Raw genomic sequence first — 19,056 nt, 5'->3', positions numbered from 1 at the left:
AAAATAAGAGGGTGAAGAGAGAGGGCTGATGTAGTAGAGTTATTGTCTTCCCAAACGACAACTCAAAAGCCACAATCAACCCATGCCCGATATCTTATCACTCCTGCAATGCCTCCTGCCGCAGATAAACGCTACGACGATGCGGCAATTGAACCAGATAATCCTGGCCATGTTAGCAATGAGTGGCCGAGTGACGATGTTGGGAATTTCTCGTTGGACAGGTAGTGGTGGCAGTTATCGAACGATGTTGAGATTCTTTCATACGGTAATACCTTGGGCGACATTGTTTTGGTTATTCTTTCACAAGCATTTATTTCGTCCGAATGAGATATATTTGCTAGCGGGAGATGAAGTTGTGATAAGTAAATCAGGAAAACAAACTTATGGACTGGATAGATTTTTTTCTAGCCTGGCTGGTAAACCCATATCAGGGCTATCTTTTTTTACATTATCATTAGTCAGTGTTGAGCAAAGGCACTCGTTTCCGATTCAGATAGAACAGGTGATAAAGAGCGATATAGAAAAAAGTAGCTCGTCACCAACCAAAGAAATAAAACCGCAAGAAAAACGTGGGCGTGGGCGACCAAAGGGAAGTAAAAACAAGAATAAAACCCAGGTAGTTCTCACATCTGAATTACTCAGAATTCAGAAGATGATTAAGTCGCTATTTAAGTTATTAGCTAAATTTATTCCCCTTACTTACTTAGTATTGGATGGACACTTTGGGAATAATAATGCCTTGCAGATGGCTCGTCAAGTTAACTTGCATATAATTTCTAAGCTTCGCTCTGATTCAGCATTATATATACCTTATCAACACCCTGACCCCAATAGTCGCTCTCGTCGTAAATACGGAGACAAAATTGACTACAACAACATACCTAAGAAGTATTTATGTCAAAGTACCGTTGATGATGATATCCAAACTGACGTTTATCAAGTTACATTACTTCACAAAGAATTTGCCCAATCTCTAAATGTAGTTATTCTCGTCAAAACCAATCTTAAAACTCATGCTCGTAGTCATGTAATTCTATTTTCTAGTGATCTAAAATTGTCATCTGAAAAAATAATTGACTACTACAAGCTACGCTTTCAGATCGAATTCAATTTTCGAGATGCCAAGCAATTTTGGGGATTGGAAGATTTTATGAACTTAAGTCAAACTGCTGTAACTAATGCTGCTAATCTAGCATTCTTTATGGTCAACTTATCCCATCATCTTCTCGCGGATTTTCGTCTCCTTAATCCCGACTCCGGCATCCTTGACCTTAAGGCTCACTATCGTGGTTTTCGATATGTCCGTGAAATTTTAAAAATGCTTCCCGAAATACCTGAGCCTATTTTATTAACTCAGATTTTTGCCAAACTTACTTCTTTGGGACGTATTCATAACGTTTCTACAGGCGTTGAACCCTCGTAAATTGGCTAAGGTATTGTTAGTGCATTCCAAGTTTGCCAGTCTACATTGCCTGTGGGATTGAGTTGATAGTACTGTTGGAATGCGACTACAGATGTTCTAGTCCAGTCATCAAAATAACCGTCGGGACTGCCGTTAAAAAATCCTAGTTCTGACAAACGCTGTTGTACGGCTCTAACATTGTTACCGCGATCGCCTACAGTGAGATAATCTCTAGTTGGCTGATTAGCATATCTACCTTCCCAAACTTGGGTTACTACCTGTAGGATTTGAGTATCAGCAATACCATCGGCTGTTAGTCCATAGTTACGCTGAAAGCGGACAATGGCATCTCTGGTCATTGCGCCGACAGTGCCTGTAGGATTGCCGTTAAAATAACCTAAATCCCGTAGCCGTTGCTGTAAATCTCTAATCTGTTGAGTTGATAAACTAGGTCTACTAGGAGTAGAAACACCATCTAAAGCATTCCATGTGGCAATATTCACAACTCCAGTAATTGGTAAACCAGCATTGCGTTGAAACGCCATGACGGCATCTTTGGTAATACCGCCAAAGCTCCCTGTCGGATTAGCATTGAAATAACCCAACTGGCGTAGACGCTGTTGCAATCTAATGACATCCGGGCCTGTGCTACCTTCAGAAAGTACTTGATATTCCCCACCTTCACCATAGATAGCATTTCTGATGGCTTGTGCAGTTTGTTTCCCCACAATACCAAGAGCCTGTATACGATTAGCACGTTGAAATCTGATGACTGCTTGCTGAGTTTCTGTACCAAAGTAGCCAGTGATTGGGCTGTTAAAATAACCTAACTGCCGTAAATTCTTTTGTAGTTGAGAAACTGCTGCACCTCTACTATCCAAGCGCAATTCACCGCTAGTATTGGTTGATGGTGTTGCAGCAGTACGGCAAGCTCTTTGTAAAGCTCTTTGTGTACCTACACCAACAACACCATCAGCCGTAAGCCTATTAGCACGCTGAAACCCAATTACGGCGCTACGAGTGATACTAGCAAAGTTGCCGTTGACGGGGCCATTAAAAAAGCCTAATCGTTTTAAACATCTCTGAGTATTGGCAACTTCTGGGCCTTTAGTGCCTACTTGTTGCAAGGCTAAAGCTTCTCCAGCTATGCCCAAAATACTTATAGTCAGTGCTACAGATAAGAGTCTGATGGCTGCACTACTAGACAGCTTCTGCCATTGCCAAAATCTCAGATTAACTTTTATAGGTATAAAATCTATATCTTCAGATGCTTCATACATTGAAGCAAGATGAGAATAACTGAGGGTGTCCATAGATGTTCTGCTTTTTTTGAGGTAGAGGAATCCCTGATCAGGATTTTTGCAAATATTAAAATCAAATCGGCCAGATTCTTTTCCGGTAATCGGGCAAAAATACTTAATATTTTATGAATTTAGTACATCATTATTGATTTTGATCTATAGATATTTACTATGTCTGCACTTATCGTATAGAGAAAAATATACCATGTCCTCAGTGTTGGCTTGTGCGGAGGTTAACAAATTTAAGTAATACTTGCACTTCTAGATACGACAGCAGGGAGAATAACTATCGACTATTGACCAATGACAAACTTTAGCGCTACTCTTTTGAAACGCAGAGGAACGCTGAGGTCAGCGCAAAGTAACGCTGAGTTTAGGAGAGAGGTTGACTTTATAGAGGATTAGGATAAGTGGTCATAATTTTGAGTTGATATTATTTATTGTTCCACTTTTTCAAGATTACCTACTTTTGTCCAACCTTCTATTTTACTACTTTCAACACGCACTTTTTTCCAAACTTTATCCGGGCTTTCTTCTAAGACAATAATTTTTTCGTTCAAACCAGCCCCACCTACACGTTCAGAGTCTTGATTTGGTTGAGAGCGCAAGCTTACGCCTTGAGGCCAAGTAATTTTTCCGCGATAAGCACCTTTTGGTAATTCTTCTGCTTTCTCGGTGGGAGTGGGCGTAGCTGAAGCTTCCGGTGTAGCTTCAGCTGTAGGAGTAGCTTCTGTCTTTTTTTGTTTGCTATCTGAGTCTTTGGGCAAGGGATTATCGTTAGCGAACATAGGCTTGCTAGGGGGCATGGAGGTTCTGTTGAAAAAGTACAACCCCACAGCAACGCCGCCACCTAATAAAACTGCGATCGCTAATAATATTCCTAATATAAATTTAAGCAAGGCGGAAAACATGATTTAAAACCTCATTAGTCATTAGTCATTAGTCCGTAGTCAACAGTCAACAGATAACAGTCAACTGTCAACTGTCAACTGTATATTGTTAGCGTAGTTTACCGAAGGTGTCACTTAAAGGACTCTGTTTTGAGGCTAGACGCGCTCTCCCTGCTGCTGCCCATTCTTGTAGTTCCTGAATTTGTTCTACAGCTGTGCGTGCTAAGGGGATAATCTGGCTAGCGGCTTCTAAGATATCATCGGTTGTGAAATCACGGTTTTGACTGAAGCCAATGTGCATGGCTTCAATTAATGTTTGCTCAATTTCTGCGCCAGAAAAATCTGGTGTTTCGTATGCTAACCGATCAATGTCATAATTTTTCAAATTGTGGGGGCGCAGTCGGGATAAATGGACGTTAAAGATGGCTTTTCTTTCTTCTTGCGTTGGTAAACCAACAAAGAAAATTTCATCAAACCGCCCTTTACGCAACATTTCTGGTGGTAAGGCTTGGATGTTATTAGCGGTGGCGACAACAAACACTGGGGAAGTTTTTTCTGCTAACCAAGTAATAAATGTACCAAATACGCGGCTGGTAGTTCCCGCATCACCTTTACTACCCAGTCCCGAAAAGGCTTTATCAATTTCATCAATCCACAAAATACAAGGTGCGAGGGCTTCTGCTACTTGAATCATTTGCCGGGTACGCGATTCTGATTCCCCCACCAAACCGCCAAATAATCGCCCGACATCTAAGCGTAGTAGGGGTAAATGCCAATGATGAGCGATCGCTTTTGCTGTTAAGGATTTACCAGTACCTTGAATCCCTACTAATAATAACCCCCGTGGATGGGGTAAGCCATATTGACGGGCGCGATCGCTAAAAGAACCACCCCGACGCAATAGCCAATCTTTGAGGTTATCTAGTCCACCAATGTCAGAAATCTGCTCTGTGGCTGGGTAAAAGTCGAGGATTTGGGTTTGGCGGATAGTTTGGCGTTTTTCCTCCAAAACTAAATCTACATCTTCTGGCTGCAATTCGCCATGAGATGCGATCGCTCTGGCTAAAACCCGCCGAATCCTTTCCATAGATAGCCCTTGGCAAGAACGCACTAAGTCATCTATGACTTTGTTAGAAAGATTATTACCTGTAGCTTGGAGTAAACGTTCAATCTCTGTTTTGATTTCTGGGGCGTTAGGTAAGGGAAACTCCACAACTGTTAAGATTTCCGTTAAATCGTCAGGTATAGCGATACGCGGCGATAGTAAGACGATATTTTTTGGTTGCGACTTGAGGAGTCTGGCTAGGTTGCGAAGTTTACGCGCGATCGCCACATCATCCAAAAAGCGATGATAGTCACGCAAAATTAAGACGGCTGGCGCTGAGGCTGGTAATTTTTCTAAAAATTCCAAAGCTTGCAGGGGATTTCGCCGCCCAAATCCTACATCATTAGGGTTGCCTTGGTAGCCGTCAACAAAATCCCAAGTATAAACAGGGCGATTACCTTGATTAGCTGCTTCTTCGCGGATAGCCGTTTCCACCCGTTCCTCCTCGTAGGTAGGAATGTAAATTAAAGGGTAACGCGCTCTCAGCAGCAGTTTAAACTCTTCACGAAAGTTCATATATAGGGGTCAGTTGTTAATTGCTCTTGATGGCAATGTACAACTTTCTTTAACCAAAATCCCATCTCAATCGTGAGAGTTGACAGTTGACAGTTGACAGTGAACAGTGAACTAGTGGAAATCACCTGACAACTGACTAATGACAAACAAGATGCTGATTAAAGTAGCTCTTGGGTAAAAAGCAGCGATCGGGTAGGAAAGGATTATCAGAGTTTTGGCGCAATGAGACTGCTGATTGGATTCTATGACAAAATGGCGGTACAATTCCCCATTCTTCTGCTAACCAAATCCAATAACTGATTTCAATTTTGCCGTAATTAGATACAGTTAAAATTTCTCCAACACCATTGTTAATTGAGACTAAATCTGGAGAAGATTTAATTTCTGTTAACAGCCAAGCTAATTCATCTATAGAAAAATAATGATCATAATCAGCCGCTACTTTAACAAATTGTTGTGGATTCTTAGCTGATAATAATTGCTCTTTCAGCAATGGTGTTTTCTCGGCTAAATCAAATAAATTCCAAATCTGTTTTCTGGTGATCAAAAACCAAGCAAGTTCTTCTAAAGTGATGTCATATCCACTTTCTATGGCTAAGTAAATAAACTGAGCAATGCTGTCAGCTTCTCCTAAATTAGCTTTTAATAAAAAATCTTGCTCTACAGAAGCAAAAAAGTCAGCTATTTTCTGCCATATAACTTTATCAAATTTATTGTAAAGATTTATTTTATTTTTCCAGATAATATATTGCTCTTCTCTCAAGAAGAAATTCCATATTTGGAAATACATAATTCATTATTCCTCAACTTTATATTTTGAAAGTATTATTAAGTTTCAGTGTAAGCAATACGAACCTATATATTCGACAGTGATAAAGAAAAATGTTATGTCAAGGAAATCACACATAGTATCAGTAATTGTTTTTGTAAATAAAATAACTTAGCAGTGGTAACTACTTGAATTAAATTGTGGCGATCGCTAAATTTATATTTAGACTAAATTAACTTATGTAACAAAGATTGTATAGCAATCAGTACATTTTTGAATTTATGTAGATAAGTATATGTAGTTTTATATAAAAAAGATTACGACCTTTTAGGTATAGAGAAATTATTGGACTTAACCACTAGATATTTCTCAAGGATGAATGCAGATTCCTTCATTAGTGAGAGTCAATTTTCTCAACATTTCATAATAATTTTAATTATGGAAAACTTACATTGTTGGCAACGATAGTAGAGATTTTTTGTAATTAATAAGAAATTTTGAAATAAATGTCCATAACATTTCGTCACAACAAGAAAGCCCCATTACCAGCCGCTATATTGCTATCTGCATTGCTATCAGTTCCTTTATTAAGCAGCTGTGGTAATGGTTCTCGAACAGCATCACCACCGCCGCCAGTAGATGACACCGTTGGTAGAAATGTAAATTATCCCAACTCTCCCAACCAACCCCAAACAAAAAGAGGGTTTTCTACAGGACAGAAAGTGGCAGTTTTAGCTGGTGCGGCTGCTTTGTACTACTTGTATCAACAGCGTAAGAACGCCCAAGGTACAGGGTCAAATGGAAAATATTACTTGTCCAAAAACGGGCGTGTTTACTACCGCGATAACCAAGGTCGCCCTCACTGGGTAACGCCACCACAGGGAGGAATTAGAGTTCCAGAGTCACAAGCGCAACAGTATCGAGATTTTCAAGGCTACAACGGACGCTCTACAGGTCGTGATTTAACAAATCTCGCGCCACAGGAAGCTCCAGCATACTAGATGCGATTAAAACCAAAATCAGGAGATGAATTATGGTAAACAACTTTTTTGACAAAGCAAGAGAGTTTTTAACTGGAGCCAACAACGACGAGTATGATCAAGATTCAGAATATCGTGATACTTATTATTCTGATCGCGAAGTAACCCCAGCTAGTCAAGACCCATACGGCGACCCTGCTGATCAATCATACGGCGACTTCACCCCAGCAAATCAAGACCCATACGGCGACCCGGCCGGTCAATACTACGGTGACTTAACTCCAGCCAGTCAAGACCCTTATGGCGACCCTGCTAATCAATCATACGGCGATGTAACCCCTGCAAGTCAAGATCCTTACGGCGACCCTGCTGACCAAAACTACGGTGATATCAGCCCCGCCAGTGAAGACCCCTATGGCGACCCAGCAGACGAATACGGTTACGGACGCTAAAACTAATAAAAAATAATGCGTTGGTCATTTATCAAAGCAGTAGCTAAATATGCTATTGCTTTTTTTGCGTGGGGATAGTGAGGGCGATGTTTCATTTTGTATTGATTGGTAAATCACGGAGGTAGTAAAAGCGATCGCTTCTCCAATCTTTCCCTTTAACTCTTCCTATATAGCCTGTTAATGGTGATGAAAGTTCTATCAAAATATCGTGTAATTCTCTAGTAGTCTGCCAAGGTAACTTTGCTAAGTAAAACCTCTAATTGGTAAAATAGCCAAAAACGGGGTGTAACATGGCGAAAAAGTACATTGTTGACTTGAATGAAGAGGAAGTTTCTCAGCTACAAGCAATAATTAAAAAAGGTAAACACAAAGCAAGAACCATAACCCGTGCAAACATTCTTCTAATGGCTTCTGAAGGAGAAACGGATCAAGCGATCGCTAGCATAGTTAGAGCGCATGTTGCAACAGTGCAACGAATACGAGAAAAATTTGTCATTGGGGGGTTAGATTTTGCTTTAAAGGATGAAGTTCATCCACCAAAACCTAAAAAGTTAGATGAAAAACAAGAAGCATTTTTAATTGCCACTGCTTGTTCCAATCCACCAGTTGGAAGAGTACGTTGGACAATGCAATTATTAGCGGATCATTTAGTGAACGTTGGTATCATAGATTCAATTTCGGACGAAACAGTGCGTCAAACTTTAAAAAAAATGAAATCAAACCGTGGTTAAAACAACAGTGGTGCATTCCTGAAGTTAACGCAGAATATGTTTTCCGAATGGAAGATGTGTTGGATTTATACAATGAGCCTTATGATCCTAAACGTCCTGTAGTCTGCTTTGATGAACGTCCCTACCAACTAGTAGAAGAAGTAAGACTTCCTTTGCCACCAGAGCCGGAGCAGCCTGAACGTTATGATTTCGAGTATAAACGTAACGGGACAGTAAATTTATTTGCGTGTTTTCAACCCTTGGCAGGTTGGCGGCATATCGAAGTTACAGAACGTCGAACTAAAGTCGATTTTGCTAAACAGATGAAAAATTTAGTAGATGTTTGCTACCAAGATGCTGATGTTATTCGTTTGGTAGTTGATAACCTGAATATTCATACTCCCAGCGCATTATATGAAGTTTTTCCACCAGAAGAAGCACGTCGAATTATTCAAAAATTAGAGTTTCACTATACTCCTAAGCACGCTTCTTGGTTGAATCAAGTAGAAATTGAATTATCTGTTTTATCCCGCCAATGTTTAGAACGGCGTATTCCTAATGCAGAAACATTAACTTCTGAGATTGCCGCTTGGGAGAAACAACGTAATCAGCAAAAAGCCAGTGTCTATTGGGGTTTCCAAACCAAAGATGCTCGCCGAAAAATGCAGCGTTTATATCCAACTCTAACCTAGCAAAGTTGTCTTGGCAGACTACTAGATTCCAAAGGAGGAGTATTATTAGATGTCACATAGGCAGCATGAAGTGACTCAACCCCAGCACCTTCATATTTAGTACGCTCTAGATAGTTTTTTAATACTTGAATAATGTGCGATCGCAATTTGATATTCTGTTCAACTTTATCAATATAAGACTGTACTTTATCATCAGCTAAACCAAAAGGCTCTTTTTGCAAACAATCTTTCATTTCTAATAAATTTATAGAGTTTTTATGGTGTGCTTGCAGTTCAACTAGCTTTTGTAGTGTTTCAGGGCGAATTACATTCATTTTTTGATTAGTAGCAGTTCTTAGGGCGAAATTAGTAAGTTCTCCAGCAGCAACAATTAATTTTACTGCTTGCTCATACTGAAAGTTATCTAGATGATTTAAACCTATCTTTAGTAATTGTGCAGGTGTACCATCAGAAACCTTTTCTGTTTTAGTAGCTTTGCATTCTCCTACGATGGGGTAAGGTGTTTCAGCATAAAAATCCATACCTCCAGCCCCGCCAGTTGCATCTGGATTTATCCCTGAACCAGTAAAGCCTAATTTTAATAATCCTCGACGCACTAATTTTTCAAATGTCTGTCCATCACTAGAATTGCCAACTTCAGCTATTTTTTCAATCCACACTAAATCTGAATCGAGTGTGATTTCAGGTTTATCACTATTCCAACCTAGAAATCTGCGGATATCATCATCTAGTTCTTTCGCATCTGGGTGAGTATGAGAGATTTGTGTTAAAGCAGTTTGCAATGCTTCTAACTCTGGGTGCTGTGGTGGTTCTAGTTTTTCTAGCTGCTGCTTGCGTTGTGCGAAAGTGCGATCGCTTAAAATCGGTTTATCCTCAGAACCAGCGATATTAGGTAAACTCACAAATTTACCCAGTTTTTCTTGAAAACTATCATCAAATGCAACTTCACACGCCTGAGACAAATGATAAACCCGTAAGTAAACAAGAAAAATATTCCCTTGTTTCTGTATGATTGTCTCAAATGCTTCTGGTGTCCAAATTGTTAATTGGGACAAAACATTTAACGGTTTAGTCTTATCTATAATTTGACAAAGTTCACACCTTGCCCAAGCTTGAATTGAGACAGTTTGAGACGTATTTTGTTTAACAGTTGTCTGGGAGATGGGCAATAAATTTACATGATAGTATTGCTCAATTGGCAGTGCATTACCTGAAGATTCAATAGGATAAAGAGAAAATTTTTGCCCAGGACGAATAAACATTTTAGACATTGCTGCAATTGTCCGCCCCTGTATTAATGCTTCAATCTCAGGGGCAAGTAAACACAGCGCTGTCGGCATGGAAAACAGCTGACTCATTGTTGGTTAGTTATAGGTTTAGTTCGATACTATCTGCGCTAGACACTGTTTGAGGTATTCTCATAGGTAATTCATCATCCGTTAAATTAATAGGTTCTTGCCCAGAAGGATCACTCAGAATTTCTCGAATTAAAGGATTATTGATAGCTATCTCCTGTTGTTTAATAAAATCAAATATTTGTTCCTCTGTTATTCCATAACTATTACAATTAATCCAAACGAAATAGATTGCCAAAAGAGGTTTTATATCTTTAGCCTGTAATAATACCCACTCTCCACCTAGCTTTTGTAATAGTTTTTGCAAATGTTGTCTAGCTAAGACTGCTGCATTATTAATTTTTTTTGAGCGTACTAAGCAACCACGAGTTAAATGAAACTTTCTATAATCAGTAAGTTTATTCAAAGCTGCTGTTACATAGCCACCGCCTGCTTGTTGTAATACATCTACTCCAATTTTTACTTTTTTATCATTACCGATAATTTTGAAGTCGATATGTTCTTGATTTGGTATATTCTCAATACTTAAAATCGTTACTCCTTCTACAGTCTCACCAATTAGGCTACGAAATCCTAAACGAAGTGAATCACTAATGGTTTTTTCTTCTTCCATTAATGAATCAATAGAAGTCTCAACATTCGTTAACTCGCTATCAAAGTATGATTGAACAGGATGTAAAGATGATTTTTTATCATCTGGAAGTATAAAAGATGTAAAATTTTCTGCACACCATTTTAGAACTGATCTCACAATAGGTTTACCCTTACCCAGTTCTTTAAGTTTACTTTCATCAAATGGATAGAGAGGATATGGTGGATTTTGATTATTTTCTTGATAAAAGTCTCTTAGCCACTGTTGAACAAGAGCAATAATATCATCTGAATTAAGATATTTTAATGTTATGGGTTGTCTATCTGTTTGTTCGCTACATAGTCTATCAATTACTGCTTCAGCTTGTGGTAGTACCCTAATTTGTTCATTCCAAGTGTTAGGATACATTGATAGTAATAAAACACCTTGCTTTAGGCTATTGTATAAATCCTTTGCTAAAGAAGCAATAATTTGTGCTGCTGTAAAACCTGTATCGGAAATATTAGTATTGTCTAATTCATCGAAGCAAATCACTGGAACTCTATAATGGCTTGTAATATCTAATATCTGCCGTACATTACTTAATGCTTCAGCCTCCCGATCTTCATTTTTAGGATTAGGTAAACCTAATATATCAGCTTGTGTTGGAGTTATTTCTAAACCTGATAACCAATAAGTTGCATAATGAGCATGTGTTGTAGAGAGAGTCCAAAGAATAGCTCTGATTATATAAGGATTATTAACATCAGGCTTAATTTTAAGAACTGCTTCTGTTAGGCTATCAATTGTCCTACTTGAGTATTTGTTTAACCAAGTTGGATAGATATTGCTGATGTATTGCTGTGGTGTATAATTACACTTTTTAGCATCATTAATTAAAGCTGCGGCTATTTCTTGCCATTGCATCACTTTTTGATTGCCAAATGCTCTCAAGCTAGAAGCAACAGTTTGTTGAAATTGATAGTTGATTTGATTCAAGTTGTCATACTTGCTCATGTAGATAAATAAAGTATTATCTTCTGCTTGCAAGCGATGACGAATACGACTAATAATGTGGCTTTTACCTAATCCTTTCTCAGCAGTTATTGTGATGCCTACAGTTTCACGCTTTCTATTACGAATGTTTTCAACTGCATCAAAAACAGCGTTAGAAGCATGAGCATTAATTGAGGAAACATCAGGGTAACTTTTCCCCCATATCTGCTGCGGTCTGACCACAATATGACCAGCAAAAGGATTCTGATTCTTAATTAGTTCATCAATAGTAGATGTAGTAGCAATCATGGCGTTATACATTTAATAGTGAGTAAGCAAAAATTAGACTTTCAACAATTTGGCGTAGCAACGTAATCCATCTAATACAGTAGTTATGGAATCTTCTATCTTGTCGGGTGCGCTATCTTCTACACTTCCGCCTTGTAGCTGCAAAATATCGTCAGCCTGCATTTCTAGTAGCCAATCATTAAACTGGGTACGGCTTAAACGATCGCCTACTGCTCTCCTAATCCGATAAATTGGTACTAGATGGTTAAAGTTGTACTCATAGTTCAACTTGCCGTATACTTCCAACACCACTGACTTAAACTTGTCATAAGAAGCGATGACCTCCGATTTTTTGGAAACCATCGCATCCTTAGCACTTTGATTCGATTGCTTATCTGAATTAATCTGAGAAATTCCCACAGCATCTATCTGACGAATCCATTTAACTAACGCATTCGCCACTGGTGTACCAATTTGTTGTCCAGCAAACTCAAAATCTTGGCTTTTTAAACCATCACCCAAGATTTGCAAACCTTTATCAGTGAGAGAAATCTTAGCTACTCTGTTTTTAGTTGCGATCGCAATTGCACCAGTTTGTTGTAATTCCTCAAAAACTAACTGATAATCTTTTGCCTTTTCTTTAGTCCGTGTAACTCGCTTGGTGAGGTCGCTTTTCTTAACTTCCGCCTTTGCGCCTCCTAAATCCCATAATGCAAGCAGAGTCAGAGTTTTTACTTGAGTTCCTTTACTTTGTATTCCAGTAGTTTTTGATACCATAAATAGTTCCACCAAATAGAACTAGTATAGTTTTGCTGACTACTGAAAAAGCGCAGTAAAAGCGCGGAAAGGAGTATATTTAGTAAGCTTGATAATTAAATGTTTTCCACATTCTATATGTAGCAATTAATAGCTAAAATATGTAGCGATCGCTTCTAATGCTTTCCTAATATATTGAATGATAAAGCTGTATTTGCAATAGATGTCTAGCGATCGCCAACCTTTCTCTTTGCGTGAGGTGAAAAGAAAACAAGCAGGAACACCAGTAACGCTTAAAACATCTGCTAATATATTTGGTTATATATGGGTCGCCCGGGATTCGAACCCGGAACTAATCGGTTAAAAGCCGAGTACTCTACCGTTGAGTTAGCGACCCTTGAGTTTGTTTCGCAACTTTCCAATTATAGCACTATCATTAAGAGAACTGTCAAGTAATTTTAGAAAAAACTTGCCGACAATCTTACAGATGCTTTGTAGCTAGACGCTGGCTCTATCACTGTCAACTTTTCGCCAGTGTTAAGAGAGTTACGGGGAGCGCTCCAAGGCTCTAGACAGTAGAAATCCTTGCCCTTCAGCGTCCAAAATACCAACATTGAAAAAACATCATCTGAGTCTAAGGTCAATTTTAGCTTGCGGCTATGGTCTGTAACACTCGCTGACTGACTAGTAATGTGATTAAAAGCAAAATCAATTTCATCACGGTTAAAGTCAAAACTGCCGTTGAAAGGGTGAACTTCCTTCGTGGTCTGGTCTTGATACTCTTGAGAAGGAATAGCAAACTCTAATTGGCTTTTATCCCCTATCAAGAAGTAAGGATGGAACCCAAAAGAAAACGGCAACTGTGTATTGGAAAGATTTTGATATTCCTGGTGAATTTCTAGGGTGTTTCCTTGTAGTACGTAGGTGAACACTAGCTGAAAATCAAAAGGATAAACTGCTTTGGTTTGCTCATTGCTACTGAGAACTAACGTTAGTGCAGCATTGTCCTTAGTCGCTTGCTCAACCACTGTCCAGGGCAAATCACGGGCAAAGCCATGTTGTTTGAGAGTGTACTGCTGACCGTTGAGGGTGTAAGCATTACCAGGCATGTTACCGCAGATGGGAAATAAAATCGGCACTCCACCTCTAACGCTCAAATCTGGATGTGAGAAGCGTTCAGCATCGAGGTAGAGAATTTCCTCACCACCAACGCGCCAACGGGTGATAATACCCCCACGTTCTGGCACAACCTCCAGTTGAGAACCAGTCGTTTCATCAGAAAGGATATAGGTTTTGTACTGTTGCTGTTGAATGGCAATACTAAACACGGGTTTAATCCTCTAAAGTTAGAAAGATGTAGCTTGCTTCCCGTAGGGTGGGAGATGAGGGAGATGATAAGTAGACATTCTTCCCTATCTCCCCCCACTTCCCCTACTCCCCTATCTCTCCCCTGGATCTACTCGTCTTCTGCAAAGACAAAGCGATACAATTCGCTGGGGTCTGGTTCTGGGCTGCTTTCAGCGAACTTGACCGCATCGTCAATTACATCTTGAATTTTGCGTTCAATCGCTTTGAGTTCGGCTTCAGTTGCCAAGTTCTGCTCGATTAAATAGTTACCAAGCTTCTTGATGGGGTCGCGGGGGAACCAGAACTCTTTCTCCTCTTTGCTTCGCAGTTCGTCTGGGTCTGCGAGGGAGTGACCACGGAAACGGTAGGTTAAGGCTTCAATTAAGGTAGGGCCTTCTCCTGCACGCGCACGCGCTACGGCTTCTTGAGCAACTGCACGCACTGCTAATACATCCATACCGTCTACTTCTACGCCAACCATATTAAATACGCTGGCTTTTTTGTAAATTTCTGGGTCTGATGTGGCGCGTTCGTGAGCCATACCGATCGCCCATTTATTATTTTCTACCACAAAAATAATTGGCAGTTTCCAAAGCGCCGCCATATTCAGGGTTTCAAAAAATTGACCGTTATTTGCCGCACCATCACCAAAGAAACAAGCTGTTACTAGGTCGGCGTTGGGGTCGCCTAAAACTTCGCGGCGATATTTACTTTGAAATGCTGCACCAGCCGCTACAGGAATCCCTTCTGCTACGAAAGCATAACCACCTAACAAGCCGTGTTCAGCAGAAAACATGTGCATGGAACCACCACGCCCTTTGCTGCAACCTGTGGCTTTGCCAAATAACTCTGCCATTACTTCTCTAGCAGGGACACCAGCACTCAAAGCATGAACGTGGTCGCGGTAGGTACTGCTGACAAAATCTTCTCCTGGTCGCATTGCTTGAATTACGCCAGTAGAAACTGCCTCTTGCCCGTTGTACAAGTGGACAAAACCAAACATTTTGCCCCTGTAGTACATTTCAGCGCATTTATCTTCAAAAAAGCGCCCCAAAGTCATGTCTTCGTATAAAAGCAGTCCTTCTTCTTTGGTGATTTTGGCGTTGGCAGTATCAAATTTAGGTAATGTGCGTTCTTGAACCATTATTTTTTAGTATTCCTGTCTAAAAACGAAATTTACCATTTTCAATAGGTCGTTCTCTGACTAATTTTTTCTAGTCTGGTTTACTAGAGTCAACAACCTGCATTCTGACATTACAAAAAGCTACAAAGAATAGTATGCAGTAAATAGGCGTATTCTAGGTTTTGCAAACGTTGATGGCAGTAAGCAGATCAATAAGGACACAAGCTAATTGCTAAATACAAATAACAAGCTACTTGCTAGCCTGGAAGCTATCTCCTGCTATATCTGGAAATATTTCACCCTAATAACTATATTCTTTATCTGATTCTTGTTCATCTAAATTTCTGCTCATAGGCTATCACCCAGAATAGCTTGGTTTCTGCATACCTATGAACAATTTTGAGAAAATCGTCCCAAATAGTGTTGAGTATATATTTATATACTTGCCATAAAAATATAGTTATGATATAGTCTTGTTCTTTCTGTTATCAGCATCTATCCTTAATAGTGGTGCATATTTAACCACATGACCAGAAAATTTTCTGAAGTCTGGGTTATATTGTATCTGCTTTTAAGCACAACATTTATAGTCATAACAATGGTTATTATGTTGATTTTATAGTGATTAATTATTGATCACACTTATTTTCAGCAGAAATACTAAGCACTAAACAAAATATCAACTATTTCTAGGCAAAATTAAAAAATAAGGATTAAAATATGACACAAATTTTTGGAAAGATACAAAAATAGTTGTTGCAATATACACTTATAGTGTAAGTTCATCACGGTATTATTCACCGTATGATTATGGCACGGTTTTACAAGCCTGGATTGGTCTAGGTGAATTATGTTGATCACGGTGCAGGGGAAGTAGGCTGTGCGTATTCCGCTAGATTACTACCGAATTTTAGGTCTACCGTTAGCGGCAAGTGATGAACAACTGCGACAAGCATACAGCGATCGCATTGTTCAATTGCCACGACGGGAGTATTCTCAAGCAGCAATTGCTTCCCGTAAACAACTTATAGAAGAAGCTTACGTGGTTTTATCAAATCCCAAGGAACGCAGCAGTTACGACCAGCTGTATCTCTCTCACGCCTACGACCCAGAAAACCCCGCTACATCCAAGGTAGCGGTAGAAAATCGTGGCGACAGTGCCAATGGTCACTTCGATGTCCAAAGTCTCAGCGTTGAGATTTCCTCAGAGGAACTGGTTGGTGCTTTATTAATTCTGCAAGAGTTAGGAGAATACGAACTCGTACTCAAGCTGGGTCGTAATTATTTAGGTAATCAAAACGGCGCAGTATCCGGCAGAAATGGCTATCATCGGTCAGCCGAAGAACTTGCAGACAGTTCTGATCGTCCAGATATTATCTTGACCGTCGCCCTTGCCTGTTTAGAATTAGGGCGCGAACAATGGCAGCAAGGTTATTACGAAAATGCAGCCGTGTCATTAGAAACTGGTCAGGAAATGCTGTACAACGAGGGCATATTCCCCACTGTACAAGCAGAAATTCAGGCTGACCTGTACAAACTGCGTCCCTATCGGATTTTAGAATTACTCGCCTTACCTCAAGAAAAAACTATAGAACGTCGTCAAGGGCTGGACTTGTTACAAAGCATCCTAGACGATCGCGGTGGCATTGATGGTACAGGTAACGATCAATCAGGCTTGAATATTGATGATTTCCTGCGATTCATCCAGCAAATACGCCACTACTTAACAGTTGCAGAACAACACAAGCTGTTCGATGCCGAAAGTAAACGACCCTCGGCTGTCGCCACATACTTGGCTGTGTACGCTTCAGTGGCTAGAGGCTTTACCCAACGCCAGCCGGCTTTAATTCGTCAAGCCAAGCAAATGCTGATGCGCCTGTCTAAGCGGCAAGATGTGCATTTAGAACAATCCTTGTGTGCCTTGCTATTGGGGCAAACAGAAGAAGCCACTCGTGCTTTAGAACTGAGTCAGGAATACGAGGCTTTAGCATTAATTCGAGAAAAATCTCAGGATTCTCCCGATTTACTGCCAGGATTGTGCTTGTATGCCGAACAATGGCTACAAAATGAAGTTTTTCCTCATTTCCGCGACCTGTCCAGACAGCAAGCTTCGCTCAAAGATTACTTTGCTAATCCACAAGTACAAGCGTACTTAGAAGCGTTGCCCAACGATGCGGAAACTACCAATGAATGGTCTGTAATTAACCGTCAATCTTTCTCTCAGCCTAATTCACCAGGACGGACTCCAGCGAATAGACCAGCAACCCCCCTACCTAATCCATCTGGAACAAATCGGCAATTTCCGCAAAATAGAACACCTGATCCCGAACTACCAGAAACCCCGTATAACAAAAGACCAGAACCTATCCCTTTTACCGCAGCTAGAGAAAATTTACCCCCTCAGCCTGCGTATACTGGCTATCCCCCAGAAATTCCTGGAGAATACGCCAGACCGCCTCAACAGCCAAGCGGGTATAATCAAGCTCCACCGAGACAAACTACTAAACGCAGAAGACGCAAGAAACCCAAGGAAGTTGTTAACCGAGGACACAGCATTCATCAACGTCAGTCTTCGGGTAGCAATATCAACCGACAGGCAAGATTATTGTGGATAGCATTGGCTTCCTTGGGAGGGATAGTAGTTTTTTGGCTAATAGTCTCAACGACTTTCGGATTGTTAAAGAATGCGTTTTTCCCGTCACCAACTATCAAAGGTGAGCCATTATCAATTCAAATAAATCAACCACCTATAGAAATTCCTGATAAAAATGCCCAAATCAAAACTTTAGATGGGCTGCTTACAGAAGAAACTGCACAACAAGTAGTAGAGAAGTGGCTATCTACGAAAGCAACTGCTTTAGGGTCTGAACATAAAATTGATAGCCTAAATGAGATTTTAACTGGTTCGTCATTATCCCAATGGCGACTAATTGCCCAGCAAGAGCAAGCAGGCGATCGCTATCGTGAATACGCACACAGCGTCAAGATAGACTCTGTTATTACATCAAACACAGAACCAAATCGGGCTACTGTGGGAGCTACAGTGAGAGAAATCACCCAATTTTATGAAAATGGTCGAAAAAAGAAGTCTTCTGATGAAAGCTTACGTGTTCGTTATGAATTAATTCGTCAAGACAATGTATGGCGGATTCAGAAAATGTCAGCAGCTATAAATTAAATTCATAATTCGTAATGGTCTACGCCCCGCTACGCTAACGTAATTCGTAATCAAGAAGATTAATTATCCTTATTTGCGCTTATTCCTTTTTTAAGGTAATTGCTTTGTGCCATGCCCAATTACCAATTACCAATTAAGGCTTTTAACTCTGTCACCTGTTACCTATCCTCAAAATCTTTGTTAATCCATTCACGCCCAGCTTGTTCAGCTGCTTGGGCGGTAAAATATATTTTGCGTTCTCCAAATACAGCACCACCCAAACTGAGAAACCGGAACTGCCAGCAATCGGTTTCTGTGTAGAAAACCAGTAAAGTCAACCCCCTGATACCGACAAGTAGGTGAATTTTGACTTGGTTGTCTGTCATTACTCAGATGTATGCCTCATTATCGCTTTAGCTATTTATTATGGCAAAGGACACGATTGACGACGACTGTACAAGCATAGGCTCATATTTTACAGCTAAAAGCAGCTTTTTCTGATGTGCTGGCTTTATATAGCAGCAGGCAGAAGCAAAAGTCTTAGTATTACCAACATTGAAGCTTTGAAAAAATTTTAACCTATGTGGCTACAGCTATATGAGTATGGTGTTTTATATCTGCAAGATGAGAATTAGTAAAAAAAACA

General features: G+C 40.0%; 15 protein-coding genes and 1 tRNA gene. 5 read left to right on the top strand and 11 right to left on the bottom strand.

Annotation, left to right across the window (positions count from 1 at the left end; translation table 11 throughout):
• Positions 1–82: 82 nt before the first annotated feature.
• A complete protein-coding gene (locus tag NSMS1_RS09405) occupies positions 83–1,423 on the top strand; it encodes a transposase (RefSeq protein WP_224086359.1) in 1,341 nt (446 codons plus the stop codon).
• A gap of 5 nt (positions 1,424–1,428) precedes the next feature.
• On the opposite strand, the gene NSMS1_RS09400 is transcribed toward NSMS1_RS09405, so the two are convergent.
• The 4 genes from NSMS1_RS09400 to NSMS1_RS09385 all read right to left on the bottom strand — a co-directional run bounded on the left by NSMS1_RS09400 (position 1,429) and on the right by NSMS1_RS09385 (position 6,004).
• The gene (locus tag NSMS1_RS09400) at positions 1,429–2,715 is read right to left on the bottom strand and encodes a peptidoglycan-binding domain-containing protein (RefSeq protein WP_224092718.1); all 1,287 of its coding nucleotides are present in this window, start codon (positions 2,713–2,715) and stop codon (positions 1,429–1,431) included.
• 425 nt (positions 2,716–3,140) lie between these two features.
• A complete protein-coding gene (locus NSMS1_RS09395) occupies positions 3,141–3,614 on the bottom strand; it encodes an SH3 domain-containing protein (RefSeq protein WP_224092717.1) in 474 nt (157 codons plus the stop codon).
• An 88-nt stretch (positions 3,615–3,702) separates the two neighbouring features.
• Positions 3,703–5,214: an AAA family ATPase gene (locus NSMS1_RS09390; RefSeq protein ID WP_224092716.1), complete on the bottom strand. Its 1,512-nt coding sequence runs from the start codon at positions 5,212–5,214 to the stop codon at positions 3,703–3,705.
• Positions 5,215–5,350: 136 nt separating this feature from the next.
• Positions 5,351–6,004 carry a Nif11-like leader peptide family natural product precursor gene (locus NSMS1_RS09385; protein ID WP_224092715.1) on the bottom strand — a complete coding sequence of 218 codons (654 nt, stop codon included), beginning with the start codon at positions 6,002–6,004 and terminating at the stop codon, positions 5,351–5,353.
• Positions 6,005–6,489: 485 nt separating this feature from the next.
• Between NSMS1_RS09385 and NSMS1_RS09380 the strand changes: the two genes are divergently transcribed.
• The 3 genes from NSMS1_RS09380 (at position 6,490) to NSMS1_RS09370 (ending at position 8,817) form a co-directional block, all read left to right on the top strand.
• The gene (locus tag NSMS1_RS09380; protein ID WP_224092714.1) at positions 6,490–6,984 is read left to right on the top strand and encodes a hypothetical protein; all 495 of its coding nucleotides are present in this window, start codon (positions 6,490–6,492) and stop codon (positions 6,982–6,984) included.
• A gap of 32 nt (positions 6,985–7,016) precedes the next feature.
• Positions 7,017–7,415, top strand: a complete 399-nt coding sequence (locus NSMS1_RS09375) for a translation initiation factor (RefSeq protein WP_224092713.1) — start codon at positions 7,017–7,019, stop codon at positions 7,413–7,415.
• 290 nt (positions 7,416–7,705) lie between these two features.
• A protein-coding gene (locus NSMS1_RS09370) for an IS630 family transposase (protein WP_411908649.1) occupies positions 7,706–8,817 on the top strand; the annotation gives its coding sequence in 2 pieces (ribosomal slippage) (positions 7,706–8,126 and positions 8,126–8,817; 1,113 coding nt in all).
• On the opposite strand, the gene NSMS1_RS09365 is transcribed toward NSMS1_RS09370, so the two are convergent.
• From NSMS1_RS09365 to pdhA, 6 genes are all read right to left on the bottom strand, one after another.
• A complete protein-coding gene (locus tag NSMS1_RS09365) occupies positions 8,814–10,175 on the bottom strand; it encodes a DUF1802 family protein (protein WP_224092712.1) in 1,362 nt (453 codons plus the stop codon). The two genes, NSMS1_RS09370 and NSMS1_RS09365, sit on opposite strands and share 4 nt — an antisense overlap.
• A gap of 10 nt (positions 10,176–10,185) precedes the next feature.
• Complete coding sequence (locus NSMS1_RS09360; protein ID WP_224092711.1) at positions 10,186–12,048, bottom strand: hypothetical protein; 1,863 nt, start codon at positions 12,046–12,048, stop codon at positions 10,186–10,188.
• Between the two features lie 33 nt (positions 12,049–12,081).
• Positions 12,082–12,804, bottom strand: coding sequence for a hypothetical protein (locus NSMS1_RS09355; RefSeq protein ID WP_224092710.1), 723 nt, complete (start codon positions 12,802–12,804; stop codon positions 12,082–12,084).
• Between the two features lie 304 nt (positions 12,805–13,108).
• A tRNA-Lys gene (locus NSMS1_RS09350) sits at positions 13,109–13,180 on the bottom strand.
• Between the two features lie 61 nt (positions 13,181–13,241).
• A complete protein-coding gene (locus NSMS1_RS09345) occupies positions 13,242–14,111 on the bottom strand; it encodes an aldose epimerase (RefSeq protein WP_224092709.1) in 870 nt (289 codons plus the stop codon).
• 128 nt (positions 14,112–14,239) lie between these two features.
• The gene (gene pdhA / locus NSMS1_RS09340; protein ID WP_224092708.1) at positions 14,240–15,274 is read right to left on the bottom strand and encodes a pyruvate dehydrogenase (acetyl-transferring) E1 component subunit alpha; all 1,035 of its coding nucleotides are present in this window, start codon (positions 15,272–15,274) and stop codon (positions 14,240–14,242) included.
• A gap of 859 nt (positions 15,275–16,133) precedes the next feature.
• Between pdhA and NSMS1_RS09335 the strand changes: the two genes are divergently transcribed.
• Positions 16,134–18,431 (top strand): IMS domain-containing protein, encoded by a 2,298-nt coding sequence (locus NSMS1_RS09335; RefSeq protein ID WP_224092707.1) that lies wholly within the window; start codon positions 16,134–16,136, stop codon positions 18,429–18,431.
• A gap of 158 nt (positions 18,432–18,589) precedes the next feature.
• Here NSMS1_RS09335 and NSMS1_RS09330 read toward each other — a convergent pair whose 3' ends face one another.
• A complete protein-coding gene (locus tag NSMS1_RS09330; RefSeq protein WP_224092704.1) occupies positions 18,590–18,796 on the bottom strand; it encodes a hypothetical protein in 207 nt (68 codons plus the stop codon).
• Positions 18,797–19,056 lie beyond the last annotated feature (260 nt).

The organism is Nostoc sp. MS1, from assembly GCF_019976755.1.
Classification (GTDB): Bacteria; Cyanobacteriota; Cyanobacteriia; order Cyanobacteriales; family Nostocaceae; genus Trichormus.
The sequence above is the reverse complement of the archived record's forward strand: the minus strand, read 5'-3'. Positions and strand labels throughout refer to the sequence as shown.

Coding starts and splice junctions, on each gene's coding strand:
- NSMS1_RS09380 (WP_224092714.1), top strand. CDS start 6,490: ATGTCCATAACATTTCGTCACAACAAGAAAGCCCCATTACCAGCCGCT.
- NSMS1_RS09400 (WP_224092718.1), bottom strand. CDS start 2,715: ATGGACACCCTCAGTTATTCTCATCTTGCTTCAATGTATGAAGCATCT.
- NSMS1_RS09355 (WP_224092710.1), bottom strand. CDS start 12,804: ATGGTATCAAAAACTACTGGAATACAAAGTAAAGGAACTCAAGTAAAA.
- NSMS1_RS09330 (WP_224092704.1), bottom strand. CDS start 18,796: ATGACAGACAACCAAGTCAAAATTCACCTACTTGTCGGTATCAGGGGG.
- NSMS1_RS09385 (WP_224092715.1), bottom strand. CDS start 6,004: ATGTATTTCCAAATATGGAATTTCTTCTTGAGAGAAGAGCAATATATT.
- NSMS1_RS09365 (WP_224092712.1), bottom strand. CDS start 10,175: ATGAGTCAGCTGTTTTCCATGCCGACAGCGCTGTGTTTACTTGCCCCT.
- NSMS1_RS09405 (WP_224086359.1), top strand. CDS start 83: ATGCCCGATATCTTATCACTCCTGCAATGCCTCCTGCCGCAGATAAAC.
- NSMS1_RS09360 (WP_224092711.1), bottom strand. CDS start 12,048: ATGATTGCTACTACATCTACTATTGATGAACTAATTAAGAATCAGAAT.
- NSMS1_RS09395 (WP_224092717.1), bottom strand. CDS start 3,614: ATGTTTTCCGCCTTGCTTAAATTTATATTAGGAATATTATTAGCGATC.
- pdhA (WP_224092708.1), bottom strand. CDS start 15,274: ATGGTTCAAGAACGCACATTACCTAAATTTGATACTGCCAACGCCAAA.
- NSMS1_RS09375 (WP_224092713.1), top strand. CDS start 7,017: ATGGTAAACAACTTTTTTGACAAAGCAAGAGAGTTTTTAACTGGAGCC.
- NSMS1_RS09390 (WP_224092716.1), bottom strand. CDS start 5,214: ATGAACTTTCGTGAAGAGTTTAAACTGCTGCTGAGAGCGCGTTACCCT.